At 61.9% G+C, this 19,842-nt stretch carries 17 protein-coding genes; 12 read left to right on the top strand and 5 right to left on the bottom strand.

The window, feature by feature from the left end:
* Positions 1-78: 78 nt before the first annotated feature.
* Entirely contained in the window at positions 79-2,235 is a 2,157-nt protein-coding gene (locus JWZ97_RS09865; protein WP_205428413.1) for a carboxy terminal-processing peptidase, read from the bottom strand.
* 413 nt (positions 2,236-2,648) lie between these two features.
* On the opposite strand from JWZ97_RS09865, the gene JWZ97_RS09860 reads away from it, so the two are divergent.
* On the top strand, positions 2,649-2,909 hold the full coding sequence (locus tag JWZ97_RS09860) for a hypothetical protein (protein WP_205428411.1): 261 nt from the start codon (positions 2,649-2,651) through the stop codon (positions 2,907-2,909).
* Positions 2,910-2,930: 21 nt separating this feature from the next.
* Positions 2,931-3,524 (top strand): DUF502 domain-containing protein, encoded by a 594-nt coding sequence (locus JWZ97_RS09855; protein WP_205428409.1) that lies wholly within the window; start codon positions 2,931-2,933, stop codon positions 3,522-3,524.
* A 128-nt stretch (positions 3,525-3,652) separates the two neighbouring features.
* Here JWZ97_RS09855 and JWZ97_RS09850 read toward each other — a convergent pair whose 3' ends face one another.
* Complete coding sequence (locus JWZ97_RS09850) at positions 3,653-4,420, bottom strand: metallophosphoesterase (RefSeq protein WP_240342304.1); 768 nt, start codon at positions 4,418-4,420, stop codon at positions 3,653-3,655.
* A gap of 145 nt (positions 4,421-4,565) precedes the next feature.
* On the opposite strand from JWZ97_RS09850, the gene ispG reads away from it, so the two are divergent.
* Positions 4,566-5,783: a flavodoxin-dependent (E)-4-hydroxy-3-methylbut-2-enyl-diphosphate synthase gene (gene ispG, locus JWZ97_RS09845; protein ID WP_205428407.1), complete on the top strand. Its 1,218-nt coding sequence runs from the start codon at positions 4,566-4,568 to the stop codon at positions 5,781-5,783.
* A 26-nt stretch (positions 5,784-5,809) separates the two neighbouring features.
* Here the strand turns inward: ispG and JWZ97_RS09840 are convergent, their stop codons facing one another.
* The 3 genes from JWZ97_RS09840 to JWZ97_RS09830 form a co-directional block, all read right to left on the bottom strand.
* Positions 5,810-6,427, bottom strand: a complete 618-nt coding sequence (locus JWZ97_RS09840) for a hypothetical protein (RefSeq protein WP_205428399.1) — start codon at positions 6,425-6,427, stop codon at positions 5,810-5,812.
* Between the two features lie 68 nt (positions 6,428-6,495).
* On the bottom strand, positions 6,496-7,629 hold the full coding sequence (locus JWZ97_RS09835; protein WP_205428397.1) for an aminotransferase class V-fold PLP-dependent enzyme: 1,134 nt from the start codon (positions 7,627-7,629) through the stop codon (positions 6,496-6,498).
* 289 nt (positions 7,630-7,918) lie between these two features.
* Positions 7,919-8,341 (bottom strand): hypothetical protein, encoded by a 423-nt coding sequence (locus tag JWZ97_RS09830; protein WP_205428395.1) that lies wholly within the window; start codon positions 8,339-8,341, stop codon positions 7,919-7,921.
* 290 nt (positions 8,342-8,631) lie between these two features.
* On the opposite strand from JWZ97_RS09830, the gene gyrA reads away from it, so the two are divergent.
* From gyrA to lapB, 9 genes are all read left to right on the top strand, one after another.
* The gene (gyrA, locus tag JWZ97_RS09825; protein ID WP_205428393.1) at positions 8,632-11,223 is read left to right on the top strand and encodes a DNA gyrase subunit A; all 2,592 of its coding nucleotides are present in this window, start codon (positions 8,632-8,634) and stop codon (positions 11,221-11,223) included.
* Positions 11,224-11,257: 34 nt separating this feature from the next.
* Positions 11,258-12,340 (top strand): 3-phosphoserine/phosphohydroxythreonine transaminase, encoded by a 1,083-nt coding sequence (gene serC, locus JWZ97_RS09820; RefSeq protein ID WP_205428386.1) that lies wholly within the window; start codon positions 11,258-11,260, stop codon positions 12,338-12,340.
* 74 nt (positions 12,341-12,414) lie between these two features.
* Entirely contained in the window at positions 12,415-13,515 is a 1,101-nt protein-coding gene (gene pheA / locus JWZ97_RS09815; protein WP_205428384.1) for a prephenate dehydratase, read from the top strand.
* A gap of 61 nt (positions 13,516-13,576) precedes the next feature.
* On the top strand, positions 13,577-14,692 hold the full coding sequence (gene hisC, locus JWZ97_RS09810) for a histidinol-phosphate transaminase (protein ID WP_205428382.1): 1,116 nt from the start codon (positions 13,577-13,579) through the stop codon (positions 14,690-14,692).
* Positions 14,689-15,564 (top strand): prephenate dehydrogenase/arogenate dehydrogenase family protein, encoded by an 876-nt coding sequence (locus tag JWZ97_RS09805; RefSeq protein ID WP_205428381.1) that lies wholly within the window; start codon positions 14,689-14,691, stop codon positions 15,562-15,564. Before hisC ends, JWZ97_RS09805 begins: the two co-directional genes overlap by 4 nt.
* Before the next feature lie 229 nt (positions 15,565-15,793).
* Positions 15,794-16,459, top strand: coding sequence for a (d)CMP kinase (cmk, locus tag JWZ97_RS09800; RefSeq protein ID WP_205428379.1), 666 nt, complete (start codon positions 15,794-15,796; stop codon positions 16,457-16,459).
* A 105-nt stretch (positions 16,460-16,564) separates the two neighbouring features.
* A complete protein-coding gene (rpsA, locus tag JWZ97_RS09795) occupies positions 16,565-18,232 on the top strand; it encodes a 30S ribosomal protein S1 (protein ID WP_205428377.1) in 1,668 nt (555 codons plus the stop codon).
* Positions 18,233-18,285: 53 nt separating this feature from the next.
* On the top strand, positions 18,286-18,597 hold the full coding sequence (ihfB, locus tag JWZ97_RS09790) for an integration host factor subunit beta (protein ID WP_205428375.1): 312 nt from the start codon (positions 18,286-18,288) through the stop codon (positions 18,595-18,597).
* Positions 18,598-18,665: 68 nt separating this feature from the next.
* Positions 18,666-19,826 (top strand): lipopolysaccharide assembly protein LapB, encoded by a 1,161-nt coding sequence (lapB, locus tag JWZ97_RS09785; protein ID WP_205428373.1) that lies wholly within the window; start codon positions 18,666-18,668, stop codon positions 19,824-19,826.
* Positions 19,827-19,842: the final 16 nt, after the last annotated feature.

Here is a 19,842-nt window from a genome sequence, read left to right as displayed (position 1 = left end):
GGGCTACGGGGTGAACGTCCACTCACCTCGCGCGGCGCCAGGGCGCACCGCGCGGGTAAGGGCTGGGGATGAGCGGTTTTACTGCAGCGCCTGGTTCTTGGGCTCACGGGCGGAATTACTCGGCGCCCGAGAGGCGAAACCGGGGCGCTCCGTGGTGAGGGCAACCTGGTCGCCCAGGATGTAGGCCGCCTCGCGCAACAAGGTGTCCTTGGCCTTTTTCTCCTGCTTTTTCAGCTCGTCGTCGCCGTCCTTGTTCCCGTCCGGGTCGGCCTTGGCGATATCGGTGTCGGATTTAGGCGCAGACTTGTCCGGCGTGGCGCTTTCGCGCGATTTCAGCTTGGCTTCCTGCGCTTCACGTTCCTTGCGCCGCTCACTCTCGTTGAGGGATATCAGGTTTTTTTTACGTTGCCGATCGAACTCGGCGATGTCTTCGAGCAGATACTGGTAATCCTTGTCCTTGGCGACGCGCTGGTTATGGCGCTGCTGGAGCAAGGGCAGGAGGGTGTCCCAGCCGGCGGAGGTACGATAGTCGGTGGCCTTGATACGCATCCAGGGCAGGCCGTTGTCGTAGGCGGACTCGCCGAAATGCTCGGCATCCGAGGTGGCGGGCAAATTGATGTCCGGGGTCACGCCGCGCAGTTGGGTGGTGCCGCCGTTGACGCGGAAGAACTGGGCCACGGTCAGCTTCAGGTCGCCGAGCTGGGGGGATTCGGTGCGGGCGACGTTGTTCAGGTTGACGACGGTCTGCACCGTGCCTTTGCCGAAACTGGTTTCGCCGATCACCAGTCCGCGCCGGTAGTCTTGGATCGCGGCGGCGAATATCTCCGAGGCCGAGGCCGAACCGCGATTGATCAGGACGCCGAGCGGGCCATCCCACACGGCACCCGGCGCCACGCCTTTCGCGACGTTGACTTTCCCGCTGGCATCGCGCTGCTGAACCACGGGCCCGGCGCCGACGAACAGCCCCGTCAGTTCCACCGCTTCGGTCAACGAGCCTCCGCCGTTGTTGCGGAGATCCACCAGCACGGCGTCGACTTTTTCGGCCTTCAATTCTTCCAGCAGGCGCGACACGTCCCGCGTTGCGCTCTTATAGTCGGGCTCCTTGTTTTGCCGGGCCTGGAAGTCTTCATAAAAAGTCGGCAGGGTGATCACGCCGATGCGGTAGGGGACGCCCTTGTCGGCCAGGGACAATACCGTTTTCTTGGCGGCCTGATCCTCCAGTCGGATTTTTTTGCGCACCAGCGTCACGAGCTTGTGTTCGGAGTCCGGGTTCGCGCCGGCGGGGACGATATCGAGGACCACGACGGAATCCGCTTCGCCGCGTATGAGGGCGACGGTGTCGTCGAGACGCCAGCCCACGACGTCGGTCAAGGCGCCTTTCTCGCCTTGTGCGACCCCGGCGATACGATCGCCCGCTTTCAGTTTTTCCGACAGGGCCGCGGGGCTGCCGGGCATGAGTTCCTTGATGGTGGCGTAATCGTCCTTTTCTTCGAGCACGGCGCCGATGCCGACCAGGGAGAGCTTCATCGAGATGCCGAAATCTTCCTTGGTCCTGGGGCCCAGGTAGTTGGTGTGCGGGTCGACCGACATGGTGTAGGCATTCATGAAGATCTGGAAGGCATCGTCGCTCTTCAGCTTGCCTATGCGTTTGAGGAAGTTTTCATAGCGCTTGTCCAGGACTTCGACGATGTTCTTGTCGTCCTTTCCCGCCAGCTTGAGTTGCAGCCAGTCGCTCTTGACGCGCTTGCGCCACAAATCGCGGATTTCGTCTTCGGACTTGGCCCAGGGCTCTTTTTCCCGCAGAAACTGGTAGTTGTCATTTTGCTGGAATTCGAAGCCGGTCTTGAGCAGACTGCGGGCATAGGTGTAGCGCTCGACCGCCCGTTGGGCATACAGATTGAAAATGGCGAACGGGAGGTCCAGATTGTCCGTGAGCACCGCGTCGTCCAGTTTGGTGCGGGCCTCCTGCCAGCCGTCGACGTCGGCCCGAATGAACAGCATTCTTTCGGGATCGAGCGATTTCAAATAGGCGTCGAATATTTTTTCCGACAAGGCATCGTTGAGCGCCACCGGTTTGTAGTGATGTTCGCCTATCAATTCGGCCGTCAGGTGCGCCGCAAGCGTCTGCTGCTGCAAGGGTTTCAGGACCGGGTAGGGCGGGTGTTCGGTTCCGGGCGCGTTGGCCTGGACGGCGGCCGCAAATGCGAGTGCCAGCCAAATGAGTTTCCTATTCATGCATTGCTCCACGTAGTGATCAGGTTCAGGTTATCGCGCTTGCGGTGGGGGTGGTGGTGTTTACCGTTGGGTTTAGCTGCTACTAGACCGTTCGACCCGCAAATTGGTTCAACGAGGGCGAGGGAGGCGAACGGTCGTCCGATTGCCGGTTAGCCGGAACTTCCGGAGCTTTTGGGTGTTTTGCGCGCTTCCCAGCCACTTTAATGATCGCGCTTGCTACGTCAAGAGCGCCGGTACGGGACGAGCCCTTCGTCCGTCGGCGGACGGGGGCAGTGTCCAGGCCACGTCAACCGGATTATCATTCGCCTGTTCCCACTGCTTCGATTCGGTAATGCGTGCATTTGGCCGACTCTTGCATAGCACCGAGCGGGCAGGGGCGCTTTCTCACTTAGATAAAGAACTAAGAGGATCTTATGTTGTTGTACATACTCAGGGGCGTCGTCGCGCTCGCAGGTCTGATTTTCATCGTCGGCATGATCAAGCCCAAGTGGATACTGTTTTGGATGAAAAGGCCGGACCGCCTGACGGTGACCATGATCGCCATGCTGCTTTTCATGGGGTCATGGACGGGAATCGCTAAACTCACGCTGAAGCCCAGAGACAGGGAGCATCCGCCGGTCGAGTCCCAGCGATCCCTCGACGATCAGAATCAGTTGCAACTCGACAACCGTTAACAGGCTCGCAAGGAATATCCCATGCTTCAGCATATCAAGCAGCTTTCCGAATATTTTTTAATCGGCGTACTCGCCATTCTGCCCATCGTGATCGTGATCGAGGTGGTTCTGTTGCTCAAGGACCTGATCGCGGGCACTTTTTTCAGCGTCTACGGCTACGTGGACAGCTATCTCTTCACCAGCATCCTGTTCGCGGTCATCGTGGTCGCATTGTCCTACATCGGTTATTCCCTGGTGCAGCGGCGCCGTTCCATCATCATTTCCACCGCCGATCTGCTGGTCGAAAAAATCCCGCTGATCAACACGATTTACCGGGTGTCCAAGAAAGTGATCGCCATGTTCAGCGGTGGAGGCGAGGGCAACAAGCGTGAAGTGGTCTATATCGAATATCCGAAGAACGATATTTGGGTGCCGGCTTACGTCACCAACCGCAAGGGTGAGTGGTATGTGCTTTTCGTGCCGACTTCGCCGAATCCGACCTCGGGATTTACGGTGGTGATGCACGAGTCCAAGGTGGTCAAGTCGGCGCTGAACATCGAGGAAGTCACCAGTTTCATCGTGAGCGTGGGCTCCGACTTCCCCAAGGCAGACGAGGTTACCCGTTTGCCGCACTGAGTGCATCGGCGGTTCGCCGCCATGACCGCAAGGGGGCGGCCTTCGGGCCGCGCTCCTCGTGGGCCCAAGCCCGCCTTAATAAGCTTGCGCGGCGCCAGCTTGACGTCTCGGCGAGGTCCAAAGGAGTGTCAGATATCGACCACCCGACTGGTGGTGAATTCGGAAACCAGGGCGGATGGATAATAACCGCGCGGGTTGCACAAGATCCTCGCGCCCGCGCAACGGTAATCGGACACCACATGCGTGTGGCCGTGGAACCAGGCGGAGATCTCGTAGGTGTGGAATAGCTCCTTGAGGTCGTTGCAATAGGCGTAACGTTTGATGTTGTTGGGGTTGTCGTGCCAGCTCCAGGGCGTGGGGGCATGGTGGGTCACCACAACCGTCTTGCCGTCGAAAGGCTGTTCCAGCTCATTGACCAACCAGCGCCGCGATTCGCGGTGCAGCATCGCGTACTGCGCGAAGTTGAGCACGCCTTGCTGATAACGGATCTTGCGGAAATCGTTGACCGAGGTCAGCAGTTCTTCCAATCTATCGTTTTCTTCCCCGCCCAATTCGGTCCACAAGGTGCAGCCCAGGAAGCGTACCTCGCCCAGTATCATGCTCTCACGCTCCAGATAACGTACCTTGCTGCCGCTACTGGCGCGACGCAGGGCTTCCACCGTGGAGTAATATTCGTGGCTGTAAAACTCGTGATTGCCGGCCACGTAAATCACCGGCCGCCCCAGCGTTTTCAGCCATTCCAGACCCTGCAGGCCCAGCCCGATGTCGCCGGCCGCGATGATGACGTCGGCGTCGGTTTGTTCGACTTCCAGCCCGCCGAATTCCAGGTGCACATCGGAGAAATATTGGATGCGCACGCTGCCGTCGTCACGCGAGAAGACTTTCCATTTATCCATGCGGGTTTGAGTACCGATGATTGAGGGTCAACCCGCAGCCGGTGCGGGGACAAATTCGTAAAACCGGGCGATCGGCTTTAAGCCATCGGACCCGCACTGATAAAATGCTTCCGTTTTAATCCACTCGTCCAGAGGTCTCAATATCATGAAGCGTAGAAACACGGTCGGCGTCAAGGTTGGCCATGTCCAGATCGGCGGCGGTGCGCCTGTCGTCGTCCAGTCCATGACCAACACCGATACCGCCGATGTCGAAAGCACGGTCAAGCAGGTTTATGAACTGGCCCGGGCCGGCTCCGAACTGGTGCGCCTCACGGTGGACCGCGAGGAAGCCGCCGAGGCCGTGCCGCGGATCCGCGAGGCGCTGGACAAGAAGGACTGCAACGTTCCGCTCATCGGCGACTTCCATTTTAATGGCCACAAGCTGCTGGATAAATATCCGGATTGCGCCCAGGCCCTGGCCAAGTACCGCATCAACCCGGGCAACGTCGGGCGCGGTTCCAAGCGCGATCCGCAGTTCGCCCAAATGATCGAGTTCGCTATACGCTACCAGAAGCCGGTTCGCATCGGTGTCAACTGGGGCAGCCTGGACCAGTCCGTGCTTGCGCGTCTCCTGGACGAAAACGCGCAACTGGCCGAGCCGAGACCGCTGCCGGAAGTGATGCGCGAGGCGGTTATCACCTCCGCGCTGGAAAGCGCCGACAAGGCCGTGGAACTGGGCCTGCCGAAAGACCGCATCGTGCTCTCGTGCAAGATGAGCGGCGTGCAGGAGCTGATCTCCGTTTACGAATCCATGTCCGCCCGTACCGATTTCGCCCTGCACCTGGGCCTGACGGAAGCCGGCATGGGTTCCAAGGGCATCGTGGCGTCGACCGCAGCCTTGTCGGTGCTCCTGAATCAGGGCATAGGCGACACCATCCGGATTTCCCTCACGCCGGAACCGGGCGCGGACCGCAGCCTGGAAGTCATCGTCGCCCAGGAAATCCTGCAAACGCTGGGCATACGCTCGTTTACGCCCATGGTCATCTCCTGTCCCGGTTGCGGGCGGACCACCAGCGATTATTTCCAGAAGCTGGCCCAGCAGATCCAGAGCCATCTGCGCCATCAGATGCCGGTATGGAAGAAGAAATACCAGGGCGTGGAAGACATGCACGTCGCCGTCATGGGCTGTGTGGTCAACGGTCCCGGCGAAAGCAAGAACGCCAACATCGGCATCTCCCTGCCCGGTACCGGCGAACAGCCGGTGGCCCCGGTCTTCGAAGACGGCGTCAAAACCGTGACCCTGAAGGGCGAGCGCATCGCCGAGGAGTTCCAGGAACTGGTCGAACGCTACGTCGAGTCGCATTACGGACAGCAGCAGGCCTGAGCCGGCTGCGGCCGAAAGTAGCTGGATCAGTCTACGCGGGCCGCGGCCGCTTCTTTCTTGGCGATAGCCGAGGCCAACTGGTCGGCGGCGGCGGTGATGGCGGCGGCACGGCGGTGCATCAGGGCGAGCATCTCGTTCAGCAAAACCAGCGGTTCGTCTTCCACCACCCCGTCGCCCACCAGCCAGCAGGCCAGGGTGGCTTCATCCCGGCCCAGGGCGCGGGCGGTGTCGCGTTGCCAGTCGGTGCCGTATAGGAATCGGGCGGCGTTGCGAAACAGATCCCGCTCGGAGGCGTCGACGTCGAGTGCGGTCCTGACGGCCGTGTTTTCGACCGGCGCGGGGTTTGTTTCATTCGTCGATGCTTGCTTGCGCTCGGCCGGCAGCCCCCATTCCTCGTGGGTTGCTTCGGCCAGGCGCGAGATCTCCGGCAGCACCGAGCGTATCAGCTCGGCGCCCGCCAGGGGGATATGCCAATGGCGCTTTTGCGGCACCCATTGCACCTTGGGCACCCAGCGCAGCATCCGCTGCAAGGTGTCGGTATAGCCCGCCTTGATGATGATGCCGTCGTCGGTGACCTGTACCCACGGATTCGCCGGAAAAGGGTTGGCCGCCAAGCGGGCGCGTATCTGCTCTTCGTCTGACATGTTGGCTCCTCGGTGGGTGCGGCTTCGTTACCGGGGGCGTAGGCCTTGAGTCGCCGAGCCCCCGTCGTTTAGAAGTTGTCTATCCGATCCAGTGCATCGGCCAGGCTGGCCACCGTGCGGTCGATATTTTGCAGCTTGTCGAGGCCGAACAGGCCCAGGCGGAAAGTTTTGAAATCTTCGCCTTCGCCGCATTGCAGCGGGACGCCGGCGGCGATTTGCAGGCCGACGTCGGCGAACTTCCTGCCGGTCTTGACGGCGTCATCGTTGGTGTAGCTCACCACCACGCCCGGTGCGCCGTAGCCCTCGGCGGCCACCGATTTGATGCCGCGTTCGGCCAGCAGCGCACGCACGCGGCGGCCGAGTTCCAGTTGCTGGTCGCGCAGTTTGGCGAAGCCGTAGGTCTCGGCTTCGCGCATGACCTCGCGCAAAGCACGCAGGGCGTCGGTCGGCAGCGTGGCGTGGTAGGCATGTCCACCCTGTTCGTAGGTTTCGATGATTTGCAGCCATTTCTTCAGATCGGCGGCGAAGCTGGTGCTGGAGGTGGCATCGATGCGCTCGCGCGCCGTCCGGTTCAGCATCACCAGCCCGCAGCAGGGTGGGGCGCTCCAGCCTTTCTGCGGGGCGCTGATGAGGATGTCGATACCGGCCTCTTCCATGTCGACCCAGACCGTGCCGGAGGCGATGCAGTCGAGCACGAACAGTCCGCCGACGGCATGCACCGCATCGGCCACGGCGCGCAGGTAGCCGTCAGGCAAGATCATGCCGGATGAGGTTTCGACGTGCGGGGCAAATACGAAATCCGGCTTTTCATGGGCGATGCTGGCAACCACCTCTTCGATCGGCGGCGGCGCATAGGCCGGCTGCGGACCGGGTTCGACGGGGCGCGCCTGGAGCACGGTGGACTGCGAGGGGATGCCCCCCATCTCGAAGATTTGCGTCCAGCGATAGCTGAACCAGCCGTTGCGGATGACCAGGCATTTCTTGTCGGTGGCGAACTGGCGTGCCACGGCCTCCATGCCGAAAGTGCCGGAGCCGGGTACGACGATGGCGCTGTGGGCGTGGTAAACGGTCTTCAGTATGCGCGAGATGTCGCGCAGGGTTTCCTGAAACACGTTCGACATGTGGTTGGTCGCGCGGTCTGTGTAGACCACCGAGTATTCCAACAGGCCATCGGGATCGACGCTGGGTAAAAGTCCGGGCACGGTTCTGTCTCCTCGCTGGTTGGGGATATACCACGGCGTCGGCTGCGACTTTGCCGGCGCCTTAAGGTTTGCCGCGGTCGTGTCGCAGACGGGGGCAAGGCATGGAAGCACAAGGCTTGCACGCGTCGGGCCGTCTCGAATCGTACTGGTTGGCCGAGGCCCGGGCAATGGAGAAACCGAGCGAAAAGCCCGGAAAATGGCGCTTGCAATAGACCATTCCCCGACAGCGAACAGAGGATGGGCGGGGATCCGGTCAGGGGGCGCGCCGCCGGCCGGGCTGTCGGTTCGATCAGTCCAGTTCGGCGAACTTGCCGCGCGCCTGGCTGACGAGCTTCTCCGCGGGAAGCAGAACATTCTTCTTGGGATCGTGGACGATGGCGCCGAAGTCGTGCGCCAGGGCCGCCGCGATCATCAGGACGCATACGTCTTCCCGCGGATCGCCGCCGGAACGCAAGGCGATGAGGGTGTCGCGCGCGCCGGCCTCGGAGCGCGACTGGGGGTGCTGGCCGAGATAAGCTTCCGCGGCTTCGAAACGGATGTTGAGTCCGCCGTCTTCGCCGTTGAGGGTGCACGGCAAGTAGCCGGAAGTTTCGAAAGGAACATAGGCATCGTCGACCGACAGTTTGAACTTCAGCCCTTTTAGGGCGGTATTTAGCGCTTCGAGCGCAGGAACGTCGGAGCGGTCGAGAATGGCGGACAGGGAAACGGACATGGGGAACTCCATAGGGCTGAGGCGACAGGTGCCCGGTGGGCACCCTTTGACGAGTTGATACCCGCGCAGTCGAACCGGTGTCAAGCGGGTTCATACGCCGGTTCGCGACGCTACGCCGACCCAAAACGCCCCTCTCACTCGGCCGACTTTCGATTCCGACCCCGCCGGGCCCGCGTCTTTGGTATAATCGGCCGGGATTGGCGTCCGCCTGGCACGGGCCGCACGATGCCGGCCCCGAGCGTTAATGGAATAGCGGTCTTCCCTCATACGATACGAAGAACAACGAATTGATGTCCTCTTTCGCCAAAGAAATCATCCCGGTCAATCTCGAAGACGAAATGAAGCAGTCCTATCTCGATTACGCCATGAGCGTGATCGTGGGACGTGCTTTGCCGGATGCCCGCGATGGCTTGAAGCCGGTGCATAGGCGCGTGTTGTACGCGATGCAGGAGCTGGGCAACGACTGGAACAAGGCCTACAAGAAGTCGGCGCGCGTGGTCGGTGACGTGATCGGTAAATACCATCCGCACGGCGACACGGCGGTGTACGACACCATCGTGCGCATGGCCCAGCCTTTTTCCTTGCGCTACATGCTGGTCGACGGGCAGGGCAACTTCGGCTCGGTGGACGGCGACCCGCCGGCGGCGATGCGTTACACCGAAGTCCGCATGGCGCGCATCGCCCACGAGCTGCTGGCCGACCTGGACAAGGAAACGGTCGATTTCGTACCCAACTACGACGAATCGGAAAAAGAGCCGTCGGTATTGCCGACCCGCATCCCCAATCTGCTGGTCAACGGCTCGGCCGGCATCGCGGTGGGCATGGCGACCAACATCCCGCCGCACAATCTGACCGAGGTCGTCAACGCCTGTCTGGCGCTCATCGAAAATCCGGATACCAGCATCCACGAGCTGATGCAGTATATCCCGGGCCCCGATTTTCCCACCGCCGGCATCATCAACGGTGCCGCCGGCATACGCGAGGCCTATCTCACCGGGCGAGGCCGCATCTATCTGCGTGCCCGCTGCGAATTCGAAGGCGAGGAAGGTAGCCGGCAGAGCATCATCGTCAACGAACTGCCCTACCAGGTGAACAAGGCGCGGCTGCTGGAGAAGATCGCCGAGCTGGTGAAAGAGGGCAAGCTGGAGGGCATTTCCGGTCTGCGCGATGAGTCCGACAAGGACGGCATGCGCATGGTGATCGAGCTGAAACGTGGCGAAATGCCCGAAGTAGTGCTCAACAATCTGTATCAGCAAACCCAGATGCAGAGCGTGTTCGGCATGAACATGGTGGCGCTGCTCGATGGCCGCCCGCGCTGCATGAATTTGAAGGAATTGCTGGACGCTTTCATCGACCACAGGCGCGAAGTGGTCACGCGTCGCACGCTGTTCGAGCTGCGCAAGGCCCGCGAACGCACCCACATCCTGGAAGGCTTGGCGGTCGCGCTGGCCAACATCGATGAAATCATCGCGCTGATCAAGGCTTCGCCCAGCCCGGCCGAGGCCAAGGAAGGCCTGCTGGGCCGGGTCTGGCGCTCGGGTGTGGTTTCCGAACTGCTGGCACGCGCCGAAGACGCCCTCCGTTCGCGGCCGGAAGACCTGGATGCCATCTACGGCTTGAGCGAGGAAGGCTACCGCCTGTCGCCCGTCCAGGCCCAGGCCATCCTCGACTTGCGCCTACACCGCCTGACCGGCCTGGAGCAGGACAAGATCATCGCCGAATACCGCGAGCTCCTGGCCCAGATCGACGCATTGCTGGAAATCCTCGGCAGCGACGTGCGCCTGATGGAAGTGATCCGCGACGAGCTGGTCGCCGTGCGCGACCAGTACGGCGACAAACGCCGTTCGGAGATCATCCAGAACCGGCTCGATCTGTCGGCCGCCGACCTCATCACCGAGGAAGACATGGTGGTGACGGTCTCGCATGAAGGCTACGTCAAGTCCCAGCCGCTGTCCGACTACCGGGCGCAGCGGCGTGGCGGGCGCGGCAAACAGGCGGCGGCGACCAAGGAAGAGGATTACATCGAGAAGCTGGTGGTCGCCAACACCCACGACACCATCCTGTGTTTCTCCAGCACCGGCAAGGTCTACTGGCTCAAGGTCTACGATCTGCCGGTGGCCAGCCGCACCGCCCGCGGCCGGCCTTTCGTCAACCTGCTGCCGCTGGAAGAGGGCGAAAAGATCAATGCCATCCTGCCGGTGCGGGAGTTCGACGAGAGCCACTACATCTTCATGGCCACCGCCTCCGGTACGGTCAAGAAAGTCGTGCTCAGCGAATTCGAGCGGCCGCGCAGCCTGGGTAAGAACGCCATCGAACTGCGCGACGACGACCGCCTGGTCAATGTCGCCATCACCAACGGCGAGCAGCAGGTGATGCTGTTCAGTAGCGACGGCAAGGCGGTCTGCTTCGAGGAGACCGACGTCCGCCCCATGGGGCGCGGCGCGGCCGGTGTGCGCGGCATGACGCTGGGCGAGGGGCAGAAAATCATCGCGCTGATCATCTCCGCCGAGGGTACGGTGCTCAACATCACCGAGAACGGCTACGGCAAGCGCACACGGCTGGACGAGTTCCCCCGCCACAAGCGTGGCGGACAGGGCGTCATCGCCATCCAGACCTCGGCCCGCAACGGCCAGGTGGTGGCCGCGACCCTGGTGGAGGAGAGCGACGAAATCATGCTCATCACCGACGCCGGCACCCTGGTGCGCACCCGCGTCGCGGAGATCCGCGAACTGGGGCGCAACACCCAGGGCGTAACCGTGATCAAGCTGAGTCCGGGCGAGCGTGTGGTCGGCGTGGATCGCATCGCCAATCTGCCGGGCGGCGAGGATGAGGGCAACGGTGCCGAAGAGGAATCGGCCGACGAGCCCGGCGAAACCGAATAGCCCAAGTCCGGTGCGGAATTTTTCAGGAGTAGGCATGTCCAGAGTTTTTAACTTCAGCGCCGGACCTTCCATGCTGCCCGAGCCGGTCTTGGCGCGCGCGCGGGACGAGTTCCTCGATTATCGCGGCACCGGCATGTCGGTCATGGAAATGAGCCACCGCAGCGAGGTCTATACGGCTATCGCGCAAAAGGCCGAGGCCGATCTGCGCGAATTGCTGGGCGTTCCCTCCCACTATAAGGTGCTGTTCCTGCAAGGCGGAGCGAGCGGGCAGTTCGCCGGAATACCGATGAACCTGCTGCGCGGCAAGGCATCGGCCGTCTATGTCGATACGGGCATCTGGTCGGACAAGGCGATAGCTGAGGCCAGACGCTACGGCGAGGTGCGGGTGGCCGCCAGTTCGAAGGACAATGGCTATACGAAGCTAATCCCCCGCGGGGAATGGCAAGTCGATGGGGACGCCGCTTATCTGCATTACACCTCCAACGAGACCATCAACGGCGTGGAGTTCCACGACGTTCCCGACGACGGCGGTTTGCCGCTGGTCTGCGACATGTCGTCCAACATCCTTTCGCGTCCCGTCGACGTCAGCCGCTACGGCCTGATCTATGCCGGGGCGCAGAAAAACATGGGGCCGGCCGGCCTGGTCCTGGTCATCGTGCGGGAGGATCTGATCGGTCACGCCTTGCCGGGCACGCCTTCCATACTCGATTACAAGCAGCAGGCGGAGCATCATTCCATGCTTAATACACCGCCGACCTATCCCTGGTATCTCCTGGGGCTGGTGCTGGAATGGCTGAAAGAACAGGGCAGCCTGGCCGACATGGAACGGCGCAATCTCCGCAAGGCCGAGAAGCTTTATGCCGCCATCGACGCTTCGGGTTTCTATTCCAACCCCATCGATTTGAACTGCCGCTCGCGCATGAACGTGCCGTTCCGCTTGCGTTCCGCCGAGTTGGAAAAAGTATTCGCCAAGGAGGCCGCGGCGGCTGGTTTGGTAAACCTGGAAGGCCACCGTTCGGTGGGCGGTCTGCGCGCCAGCATATACAACGCCATGCCGGAAGCCGGCGTGGACGCGCTGATCGACTTTATGGCGGGGTTCGAGCACAAATATGGGTAATTGCTGGTATGAACCGTCGAGTTATCCCTGCCCGGATCGCGCGGCGGGCATGATGCACTGAAGGTGTTACGTTGATGAACAACAATCACGGCGGCTCGGAACTGCCAACGCTTGCGGAGTTGCGCGCGCAGATCGATGCGCTGGACGATCAAATCCTGGCGCTGGTGAACCGGCGTGCCCGTTGCGCCCAGCAGGTGGCCGAGACCAAGGTGTCGGACGGCGAAGTGGATTGTTTTTACCGGCCGGAGCGCGAAGCCGAGGTACTGCGCCGCATCGCCGGGCAGAATCCCGGTCCCTTGCCGAACGAGGCGGCGGTGCGTTTGTTCAGGGAGATCATGTCCGCCTGCCTGGCCTTGGAAAAACCGCTCCGCGTGGCATTTCTCGGCCCGGCGGGCACTTTCACCCAGCAGGCCGCCTACAAACACTTCGGTCACGCCGTGCAGACCCATCCCTTGCCGGCGATAGACGAAATATTCCGCGCGGTCGAGAGCGGTGCCTGTCAGTTCGGCGTGGTGCCGGTGGAGAATTCCACCGAGGGCGTGATCACTCACACGCTGGACAGCTTCCTGCGCTCGCCGCTGCTGATCGCGGGTGAAGTGGTGCTGCGCATCCATCACAACCTGATGAGCAGGGATGGCGATATCAAGGCCATAGGCCGCGTTTTTTCCCACCAGCAGTCCCTGGCCCAGTGCCGCAACTGGCTGGACCGTAATTTACCCGGCGTCGAGCGTGTCGCCGTCAGCAGTAATGCCGAGGCCGCCCGCCTGGCGGTGGAAACGCCGGGCAGTGCGGCCATCGCGGGCGAGGTCGCGGCCGAACTGTATGGTTTGGACATCCTCGAACGCAATATCGAGGACGAGCCCGACAACACCACCCGTTTCCTGATCATAGGCCGCAGCGCGGTCGGGCCTTCGGGTTCCGACAAGACCTCGCTCTTGGTGTCGACCCGTAATTTTCCGGGTGCCTTGCATCAAGCCCTGGAGCCGTTCGCCCGCTTTCGCATCAGCATGAGCAAGATCGAATCCCGGCCGTCGCGGCGCGGCACCTGGGATTACGTCTTTTTCATCGACGTCGAGGGCCACCGCGAGGACGCGGATTTGGCCGAGGCTTTAAAGGCCTTGGAACAAAGCGTCGCGCTGGTAAAAATACTCGGGTCCTATCCGCGGGCGCTCTAGCGGGCGGCTGGGCCGGGTTTTCTCCACCTTTTCACGCTCCGCCTGAGCGGACCGACACATCATGAATGCAGAACAACTAGCCATCCCCGGCGTGCGCCAACTGACCCCTTACCTGCCCGGCAAGCCGATCGGCGAGCTGGAGCGCGAGCTGGGCATCAGCAACATCGTCAAGCTCGCCTCCAACGAAAATCCGCTGGGACCCAGTCCGCTGGCGCTGGAGGCTACGCGTGGCGCGTTGAATGGCGTGCACCTTTATCCCGACGGCGGCGGTTTCGAGCTCAAGGCGGCGCTGTCGGCCAAGCTCGGGGTGGCCGGTGAGCAGATCACCCTGGGCAACGGCTCCAATGACGTGCTGGAACTGGTCGCCCGCGCCTTTCTGTCGCCGGAGTCGGCGGCGGTTTATTCCGAGCACGCTTTCGCGGTTTATCCCATCGTGACTCAGGCGATCGGCGCCCAGGCCCGCGTGGCGGCGGCGCATGACGGGTCGCGCGGCCCGCGTTACGGGCATGATCTGGACAAGATCGCGGCCTTGATCGATGCTCAGGTCAGAGTGGTGTTCATCGCCAATCCCAACAATCCCACCGGCACTTATCTGGGGCGCGACGAACTGCACGCTTTCCTCAAACGCGTGCCCGAGACGGCCCTGGTGGTGATCGACGAGGCCTATACCGAGTATGTCGGCGCGGAAGATTTTCCGGATGCCTTGGGCTGGCTGGCGGAGTTCCCCAATCTGATCGTCACCCGCACTTTTTCCAAGGCCTACGGCCTGGCCGGTTTGCGCGTGGGCTACGCGGTGTCTTCCACGGAAGTCGCCGACCTGCTCAACCGTGTGCGTCAGCCTTTCAATGTCAACTCGCTGGCCTTGGCGGCTGCGACCGCCGCTCTGAACGACGGCGAGCATTTGGCCAGCACCGTGCGCCTCAACAACCAGGGCTTGATCCAGTTGAGTGCCGCTTTCGCCGAGCGCGGTCTGGATTGGATCCCGTCGGTGGGCAATTTCATCACCGTGGATGTCGGTCGTCCCGCCGCGCCGGTTTACCAGGCTTTGTTGCGCGAAGGCGTGATCGTCCGGCCCATCGCCAATTACGGTCTGCCGCATCATCTGCGGGTCACGGTTGGCACGGCGGAGGAGAATCGGGTCTTCCTGGCGGCACTGGACCGCGTGCTGGGCGCATGATAGGCAGGCTGTGCGTTATCGGAGTGGGTCTGATAGGCGGTTCCATCGCCAAGGCCGCCAGGACGCGCGGCTTGTGTCGTGAAATCGTCGGGGTCGACGCCGATGCCGCCAACTTGGCCAGGGCGCTGGAATTGGGCGTGATCGACGCCGGCTATCCGGAGATTGCACCGGGTCTGGACGGCACCGACTGGGTGTTGATCGCCACGCCAGTGGGCGCGTTCGAGCCGGTGCTCGCGGCCATCCGCACGAGCTGGTCGGCCGATGCCGTATACACCGACGTGGGCAGCACCAAACAGAGTGTCATAGCCGCCGCGCGCCGCGTGTTCGGCGAGGTGCCGGTCAATTTCGTGCCCGGTCACCCCATCGCCGGGGCGGAAAAAAGCGGGGTCGAAGCCGCGAAGGATGATTTATACACCGGCCGGAGGGTCATTCTGACGCCAACCACGAACACCGATGAGCAGGCGTTGCGCCGGGTGGAAGCGTTTTGGCAGGCCCTCGGGGCGCGGGTGACCCGCATGGACCCGGCCCATCACGACGAAGTCTTAGCGGCGACCAGTCATCTGCCCCATGTGCTGGCCTACGCGCTGGTGCACATGCTGGGCCGCAAGGACGAGCAGCAGGAGATTTTTCAATACGCGGCCGGCGGTTTTCGCGATTTCACGCGCATCGCGTCCAGCGATCCCACCATGTGGCTCGATATCTGCCTAGCTAATCGCGAGCAAATCGTTCCGCTGCTGGCACAATTGAGCGGCGAGTTGGGCCGGGTGGCGGATCTGCTGGAAACCGGTGCGGCGGACGAGTTGTTCGATTATTTCGCCGAGGCGCGCGGTGCGCGGCAGCGTTATCTGGACCAATCGGAAAAACAGCCATGAATCCATCCATACCGAATCTCCGGTCTGGCCGCCACCCTGGTGCTTGCGCAGGCTTGTCGTGCTGGCCGGGTGACCGCCTATCCACAATTCGCGGCCATCGCTTTTCTGCGCACTCGAGCCACAATCTGCCTGAGCCGGAACGTGTCGAATACTCCTATGCCGGCCGGCATGGCGCAGGCGGGGCCCTGGGGTGGGGGAGCAGAAAGAACCCATGAGTGAGGCGTCGAACATGAGCACGCGTATTCCCGTCGTAGCCTTGGATGGCCCCAGCGGTGCGGGCAAGGGCACGGTCGCCCGAGCCCTGGCGCGCACGCTGGGCTGGCATTATCTCGATAGCGGGGCGATATACCGTTCGCTGGCGGTGGCGGTGCTGGATTCCGGCCTGGCCTTGGATGATGTGGACGGCATCGTCCAGCTGGCCAGCCGTCTCGATCTGCGTTTTCCCACCGGTGAAACACGCCAGGTATTGTTGAACGGCGTGGATATCAGCGACCGCATAGACACGGAAACCTGCGGCAACACGGCGTCTAAGATCGCGGCCTACGGGCCGGTGCGCAAGGCCTTGCTGCAAAAACAGCGGGACTTCCGGCTGGCGCCGGGACTGGTGGCGGACGGGCGCGACATGGGCACGGTGGTTTTCACCGATGCGCCGATCAAAATCTTCCTCACCGCCAGCGCCGAAGAGCGTGCGCAAAGACGTTATAAGCAGTTGATGGAGAAAGGTATCGATGTTAACTTAGCCGACTTGACAAGCGAGATCGAAGAGCGGGACAGACGCGATCGCGAGCGTGCCGAAGCGCCTCTCAAAATGGCCGACGGCGCGGTGCTGGTGGATACCTCAGAGTTGAGCATCAGCCAGGTCGTCGCCCGTTGCCTGAGTCTCGTCAAGGGCTGAAACAGCCGTATTGTCTAGGGTCGCCGTTTTTTTCGGCGCTGACATCCACCTAAACCTTTCCGCCGGTCGTCTTCCGGGTCGCGCGGGATTTAAAGTGATACAACTATGAGCGAGAGCTTCGCAGAATTATTTGAAGAGAGTTTGGCCAAAGCCGAAATGCGTCAGGGCAGCATGCTGTACGGCACTGTTCTGGAAATTACCCAGGATCACGTCGTGGTCAACGCCGGGCTCAAGTCCGAGGGTAATATTCCCAAGTGGCAGTTCCTCGGCGCCGACGGTCAACTCGAAGTACAGGTCGGCGACCAGGTCGAAGTGGCCCTGGACATGCTGGAAGACGGTCTGGGTGCTACCCTGCTGAACCGCGACAAGGCGAAGAAGCAGAAGGCCTGGATCGACCTGGAGAAGGCTCACGAAGGCAACGAAACCGTGGTCGGACGCATCACCGGCAAGGTGCGCGGCGGCTTCACGGTGGCGATCGGCGCGTTGCGCGCATTCCTGCCCGGCTCGCTCGTCGATGTGCGCCCGGTACGCGACACCACCTTCCTGGAAGGCCGCGATCTCGAATTCAAGGTCATCAAGATCGATCAGAAGCGCAACAACGTGGTTCTGTCCCGCCGCGCCGTGGTCGAATCCGAATACAGCGCCGAGAAGGAAGCCCTGCTGGAGAACCTCAAGGAAGGTGCGATCATCACCGGCGTGGTCAAGAACCTCACCGATTACGGCGCCTTCATCGACCTGGGCGGCATCGACGGCCTGCTGCACATCACCGACATGGCGTGGAAGCGCGTCCGCCATCCTTCCGAAGCCGTGCAGATCGGCCAGGAACTGCAGGTCAAGATCCTCAAGTACGATCAGGAAAAGAACCGCGTCTCCCTGGGCCTCAAGCAGCTGGGCGAGGACCCGTGGTTGAACATCGCGCGCCGTTATCCGTCCGGCACCCGCTTGTTCGGCAAGGTCAGCAATCTCACCGACTACGGCTGCTTCGTCGAGCTGGAGGAAGGCGTGGAAGGCCTGGTGCACGTCTCCGAGATGGATTGGACCAACAAGAACGTCAACCCTGGCAAGCTGGTGCAGCTGGGCGACGAAGTCGAAGTCATGGTTCTGGACATCGACGAGGAGCGCCGCCGCATCTCCCTGGGCATGAAGCAGTGCAAGGCCAATCCCTGGGAAGAGTTCGCCGCCACCCACAAGAAGGGCGACAAGATCGCAGGCAGCATCAAGTCCATCACCGACTTCGGCATCTTCATCGGCCTGGACGGCGCGATCGACGGACTGGTCCATCTGTCCGACATCTCCTGGTCGCAAACCGGCGAGGAAGCCATCCGCAGCTTCAAGAAGGGCGATGAGGTCGAGACCGTCATCCTGGCCATCGATCCGGAGCGCGAACGCATTTCGCTGGGCATCAAGCAGCTCGAGCAGGATCCCTTCCAGAACTGGCTGGCCGCCAACGACAAGGGCGCCATCGTCAAGGGCGTGGTCAAGGAAGTGGACGCCAAGGGCGCCGTCATCACCCTGGCGGATAGCGTCGAGGGTTATCTGCGTGCCTCGGAAATCTCCCGCGACCGCCTGGAAGATGCCCGTACGCAGTTGAGCGTGGGCGACGAGGTCGAAGCCAAGTTCATCGGCGTGGACAAGAAGAGCAAATCCATCAGCCTGTCCATCAAGGCCAAGGATTACGACGAGGAATCCGCCGCCATCAAGGACTACACCCTGCAGAGCCCCAGCACTCCGACGCTGGGTGACATCTTCAAGGAACAGATGGAAAACAAGTAAGTTGTTGGTTCGACCGGAGGGGGCGCAAGCCCCCTCCGTTTGTGGGAGCGAAGGTGACTAAATCCGAACTTATCGAACTTCTCGCCGGAAACAACGCCCACATGGCGCCGGACGCCGTGGAATCCGCGGTGAAGTGCATGATCGAACAGATGAGCCAGGCGCTGTCCTCGGGCGAACGCATCGAGATCAGGGGCTTCGGCAGTTTTTCTCTCCATTACCGTGCGCCGCGCGTGGGCCGCAACCCGAAAACGGGCGATTCGGTGGAGCTCAATTCAAAATATGTTCCTCATTTCAAACCCGGCAAGGAATTGCGGGATCGCGTGAATGCCAAGGCGGCTGATCTTGCGCCTGACCTCGCGTCCTAAACATTTGTTGCCCGTCATGTCGACCGCGTCTGTGAGTGCCCCGCCACAGGTGAGGACCGGAAACTAACATGCCGGAAGGATGGGCGCTCTTAATCCTTTTGCCTGTCGCCGCCGCATCCGGCTGGTATGCCGCACAAAGGCATTATTCCCGTAAATATCTCGTAGAGCACACGCACAATCTGCGGCAGGCTTATTGCCGGGGGCTCAATTATCTCTTGCGCGAGCGCACCGACAAGGCTATCGAGGCCTTCGCCGACCTGTTGGTCAACGATTGCGAAACCCACGAAACCCATATCGCCCTGGGCAATCTTTACCGGCGCCGTGGTGAATTGGAGCGGGCGATAGAAATCCATGAAGCCTTGATTTCGCGCGACGGCCTGAGCCCGGAACAGCGCGCCAGTGCGCAGTTCGAGCTCGGTTTGGATTACGCGCGCGCCGGCTTGCTGGATCGGGCGGAAGCGATATTGAGCAATCTGACGGACCATCCCGCCTACGGCAAGCTCGCCCTGCAGCAACTGCTGCAGGTCTACGAGCACGAGAAAGACTGGCGTAAAGCCATGGAGTGCACACGCAAGCTGGCCGCGATAGGCAAAGTGCCGCGCGGCGCGGCGGTGGCGCAGTTTCTGTGCGAGTTGGCGGAAGAAGAGCTTGCGGCCAGCCGGCACGAAGAGGCTCGGAGCTTGCTCGAAGCGGCGCTGGACGATGACCCACGCTGCGTGCGGGCGACCTTGCTGTTGGCTCGCCTGCACATGCGGGATGGCGGTTTCGAGGAGGCTTTGTCGGTGCTCAAGCGGGTGGAGTCGCAAAATCCCGCGTACGTGCCGGAAATACTCGAGCCGGTCCGAATCTGCCATGCGCGGCTGGACCGGCCCGTCGGCGAGCTGTTGGGTTATCTCGGCTATCTCTACGAGACCTATGGTTACGAAAGCGCGGCGCTGGAACTGGCAAGGCAGTTGCGCGGCGAAAGAGGGGTACAGCGCGCCAGCGAACATTTGTTGCGGGTCGTGGATGCCCATCCTTCGCTCAAGGCGCTCAACACGCTGTCGGGCTTGTTGCTGGAGGACGCCGGCGAATCGCAGCGCGAGGCCCTGATACGCCTGGACCGGGCCCTGGACCGCATGGCGGTCGGGCAGGCGAAGTATCATTGCACGCATTGCGGTTTTTCCGGAACGGATTTGCATTGGTGCTGTCCATCCTGTCGCCATTGGGAATCGACCCGGCCCTTGTAAGCGGCGCGATGCGCAA

The organism is Methylococcus sp. EFPC2, from assembly GCF_016925495.1.
Taxonomy (GTDB): Bacteria; Pseudomonadota; Gammaproteobacteria; order Methylococcales; family Methylococcaceae; genus EFPC2.
This window is presented reverse-complemented; position numbering and strand designations above follow the sequence as displayed.

What these genes read in the sequence shown, in the direction of transcription:
- JWZ97_RS09865 (WP_205428413.1), bottom strand. Translation starts at nt 2,235, where the DNA reads ATGAATAGGAAACTCATTTGGCTGGCACTCGCATTTGCGGCCGCCGTC.
- JWZ97_RS09860 (WP_205428411.1), top strand. Translation starts at nt 2,649, where the DNA reads ATGTTGTTGTACATACTCAGGGGCGTCGTCGCGCTCGCAGGTCTGATT.
- JWZ97_RS09855 (WP_205428409.1), top strand. Translation starts at nt 2,931, where the DNA reads ATGCTTCAGCATATCAAGCAGCTTTCCGAATATTTTTTAATCGGCGTA.
- JWZ97_RS09850 (WP_240342304.1), bottom strand. Translation starts at nt 4,420, where the DNA reads ATGGATAAATGGAAAGTCTTCTCGCGTGACGACGGCAGCGTGCGCATC.
- ispG (WP_205428407.1), top strand. Translation starts at nt 4,566, where the DNA reads ATGAAGCGTAGAAACACGGTCGGCGTCAAGGTTGGCCATGTCCAGATC.
- JWZ97_RS09840 (WP_205428399.1), bottom strand. Translation starts at nt 6,427, where the DNA reads ATGTCAGACGAAGAGCAGATACGCGCCCGCTTGGCGGCCAACCCTTTT.
- JWZ97_RS09830 (WP_205428395.1), bottom strand. Translation starts at nt 8,341, where the DNA reads ATGTCCGTTTCCCTGTCCGCCATTCTCGACCGCTCCGACGTTCCTGCG.
- gyrA (WP_205428393.1), top strand. Translation starts at nt 8,632, where the DNA reads ATGTCCTCTTTCGCCAAAGAAATCATCCCGGTCAATCTCGAAGACGAA.
- serC (WP_205428386.1), top strand. Translation starts at nt 11,258, where the DNA reads ATGTCCAGAGTTTTTAACTTCAGCGCCGGACCTTCCATGCTGCCCGAG.
- pheA (WP_205428384.1), top strand. Translation starts at nt 12,415, where the DNA reads ATGAACAACAATCACGGCGGCTCGGAACTGCCAACGCTTGCGGAGTTG.
- hisC (WP_205428382.1), top strand. Translation starts at nt 13,577, where the DNA reads ATGAATGCAGAACAACTAGCCATCCCCGGCGTGCGCCAACTGACCCCT.
- JWZ97_RS09805 (WP_205428381.1), top strand. Translation starts at nt 14,689, where the DNA reads ATGATAGGCAGGCTGTGCGTTATCGGAGTGGGTCTGATAGGCGGTTCC.
- cmk (WP_205428379.1), top strand. Translation starts at nt 15,794, where the DNA reads ATGAGCACGCGTATTCCCGTCGTAGCCTTGGATGGCCCCAGCGGTGCG.
- rpsA (WP_205428377.1), top strand. Translation starts at nt 16,565, where the DNA reads ATGAGCGAGAGCTTCGCAGAATTATTTGAAGAGAGTTTGGCCAAAGCC.
- lapB (WP_205428373.1), top strand. Translation starts at nt 18,666, where the DNA reads ATGCCGGAAGGATGGGCGCTCTTAATCCTTTTGCCTGTCGCCGCCGCA.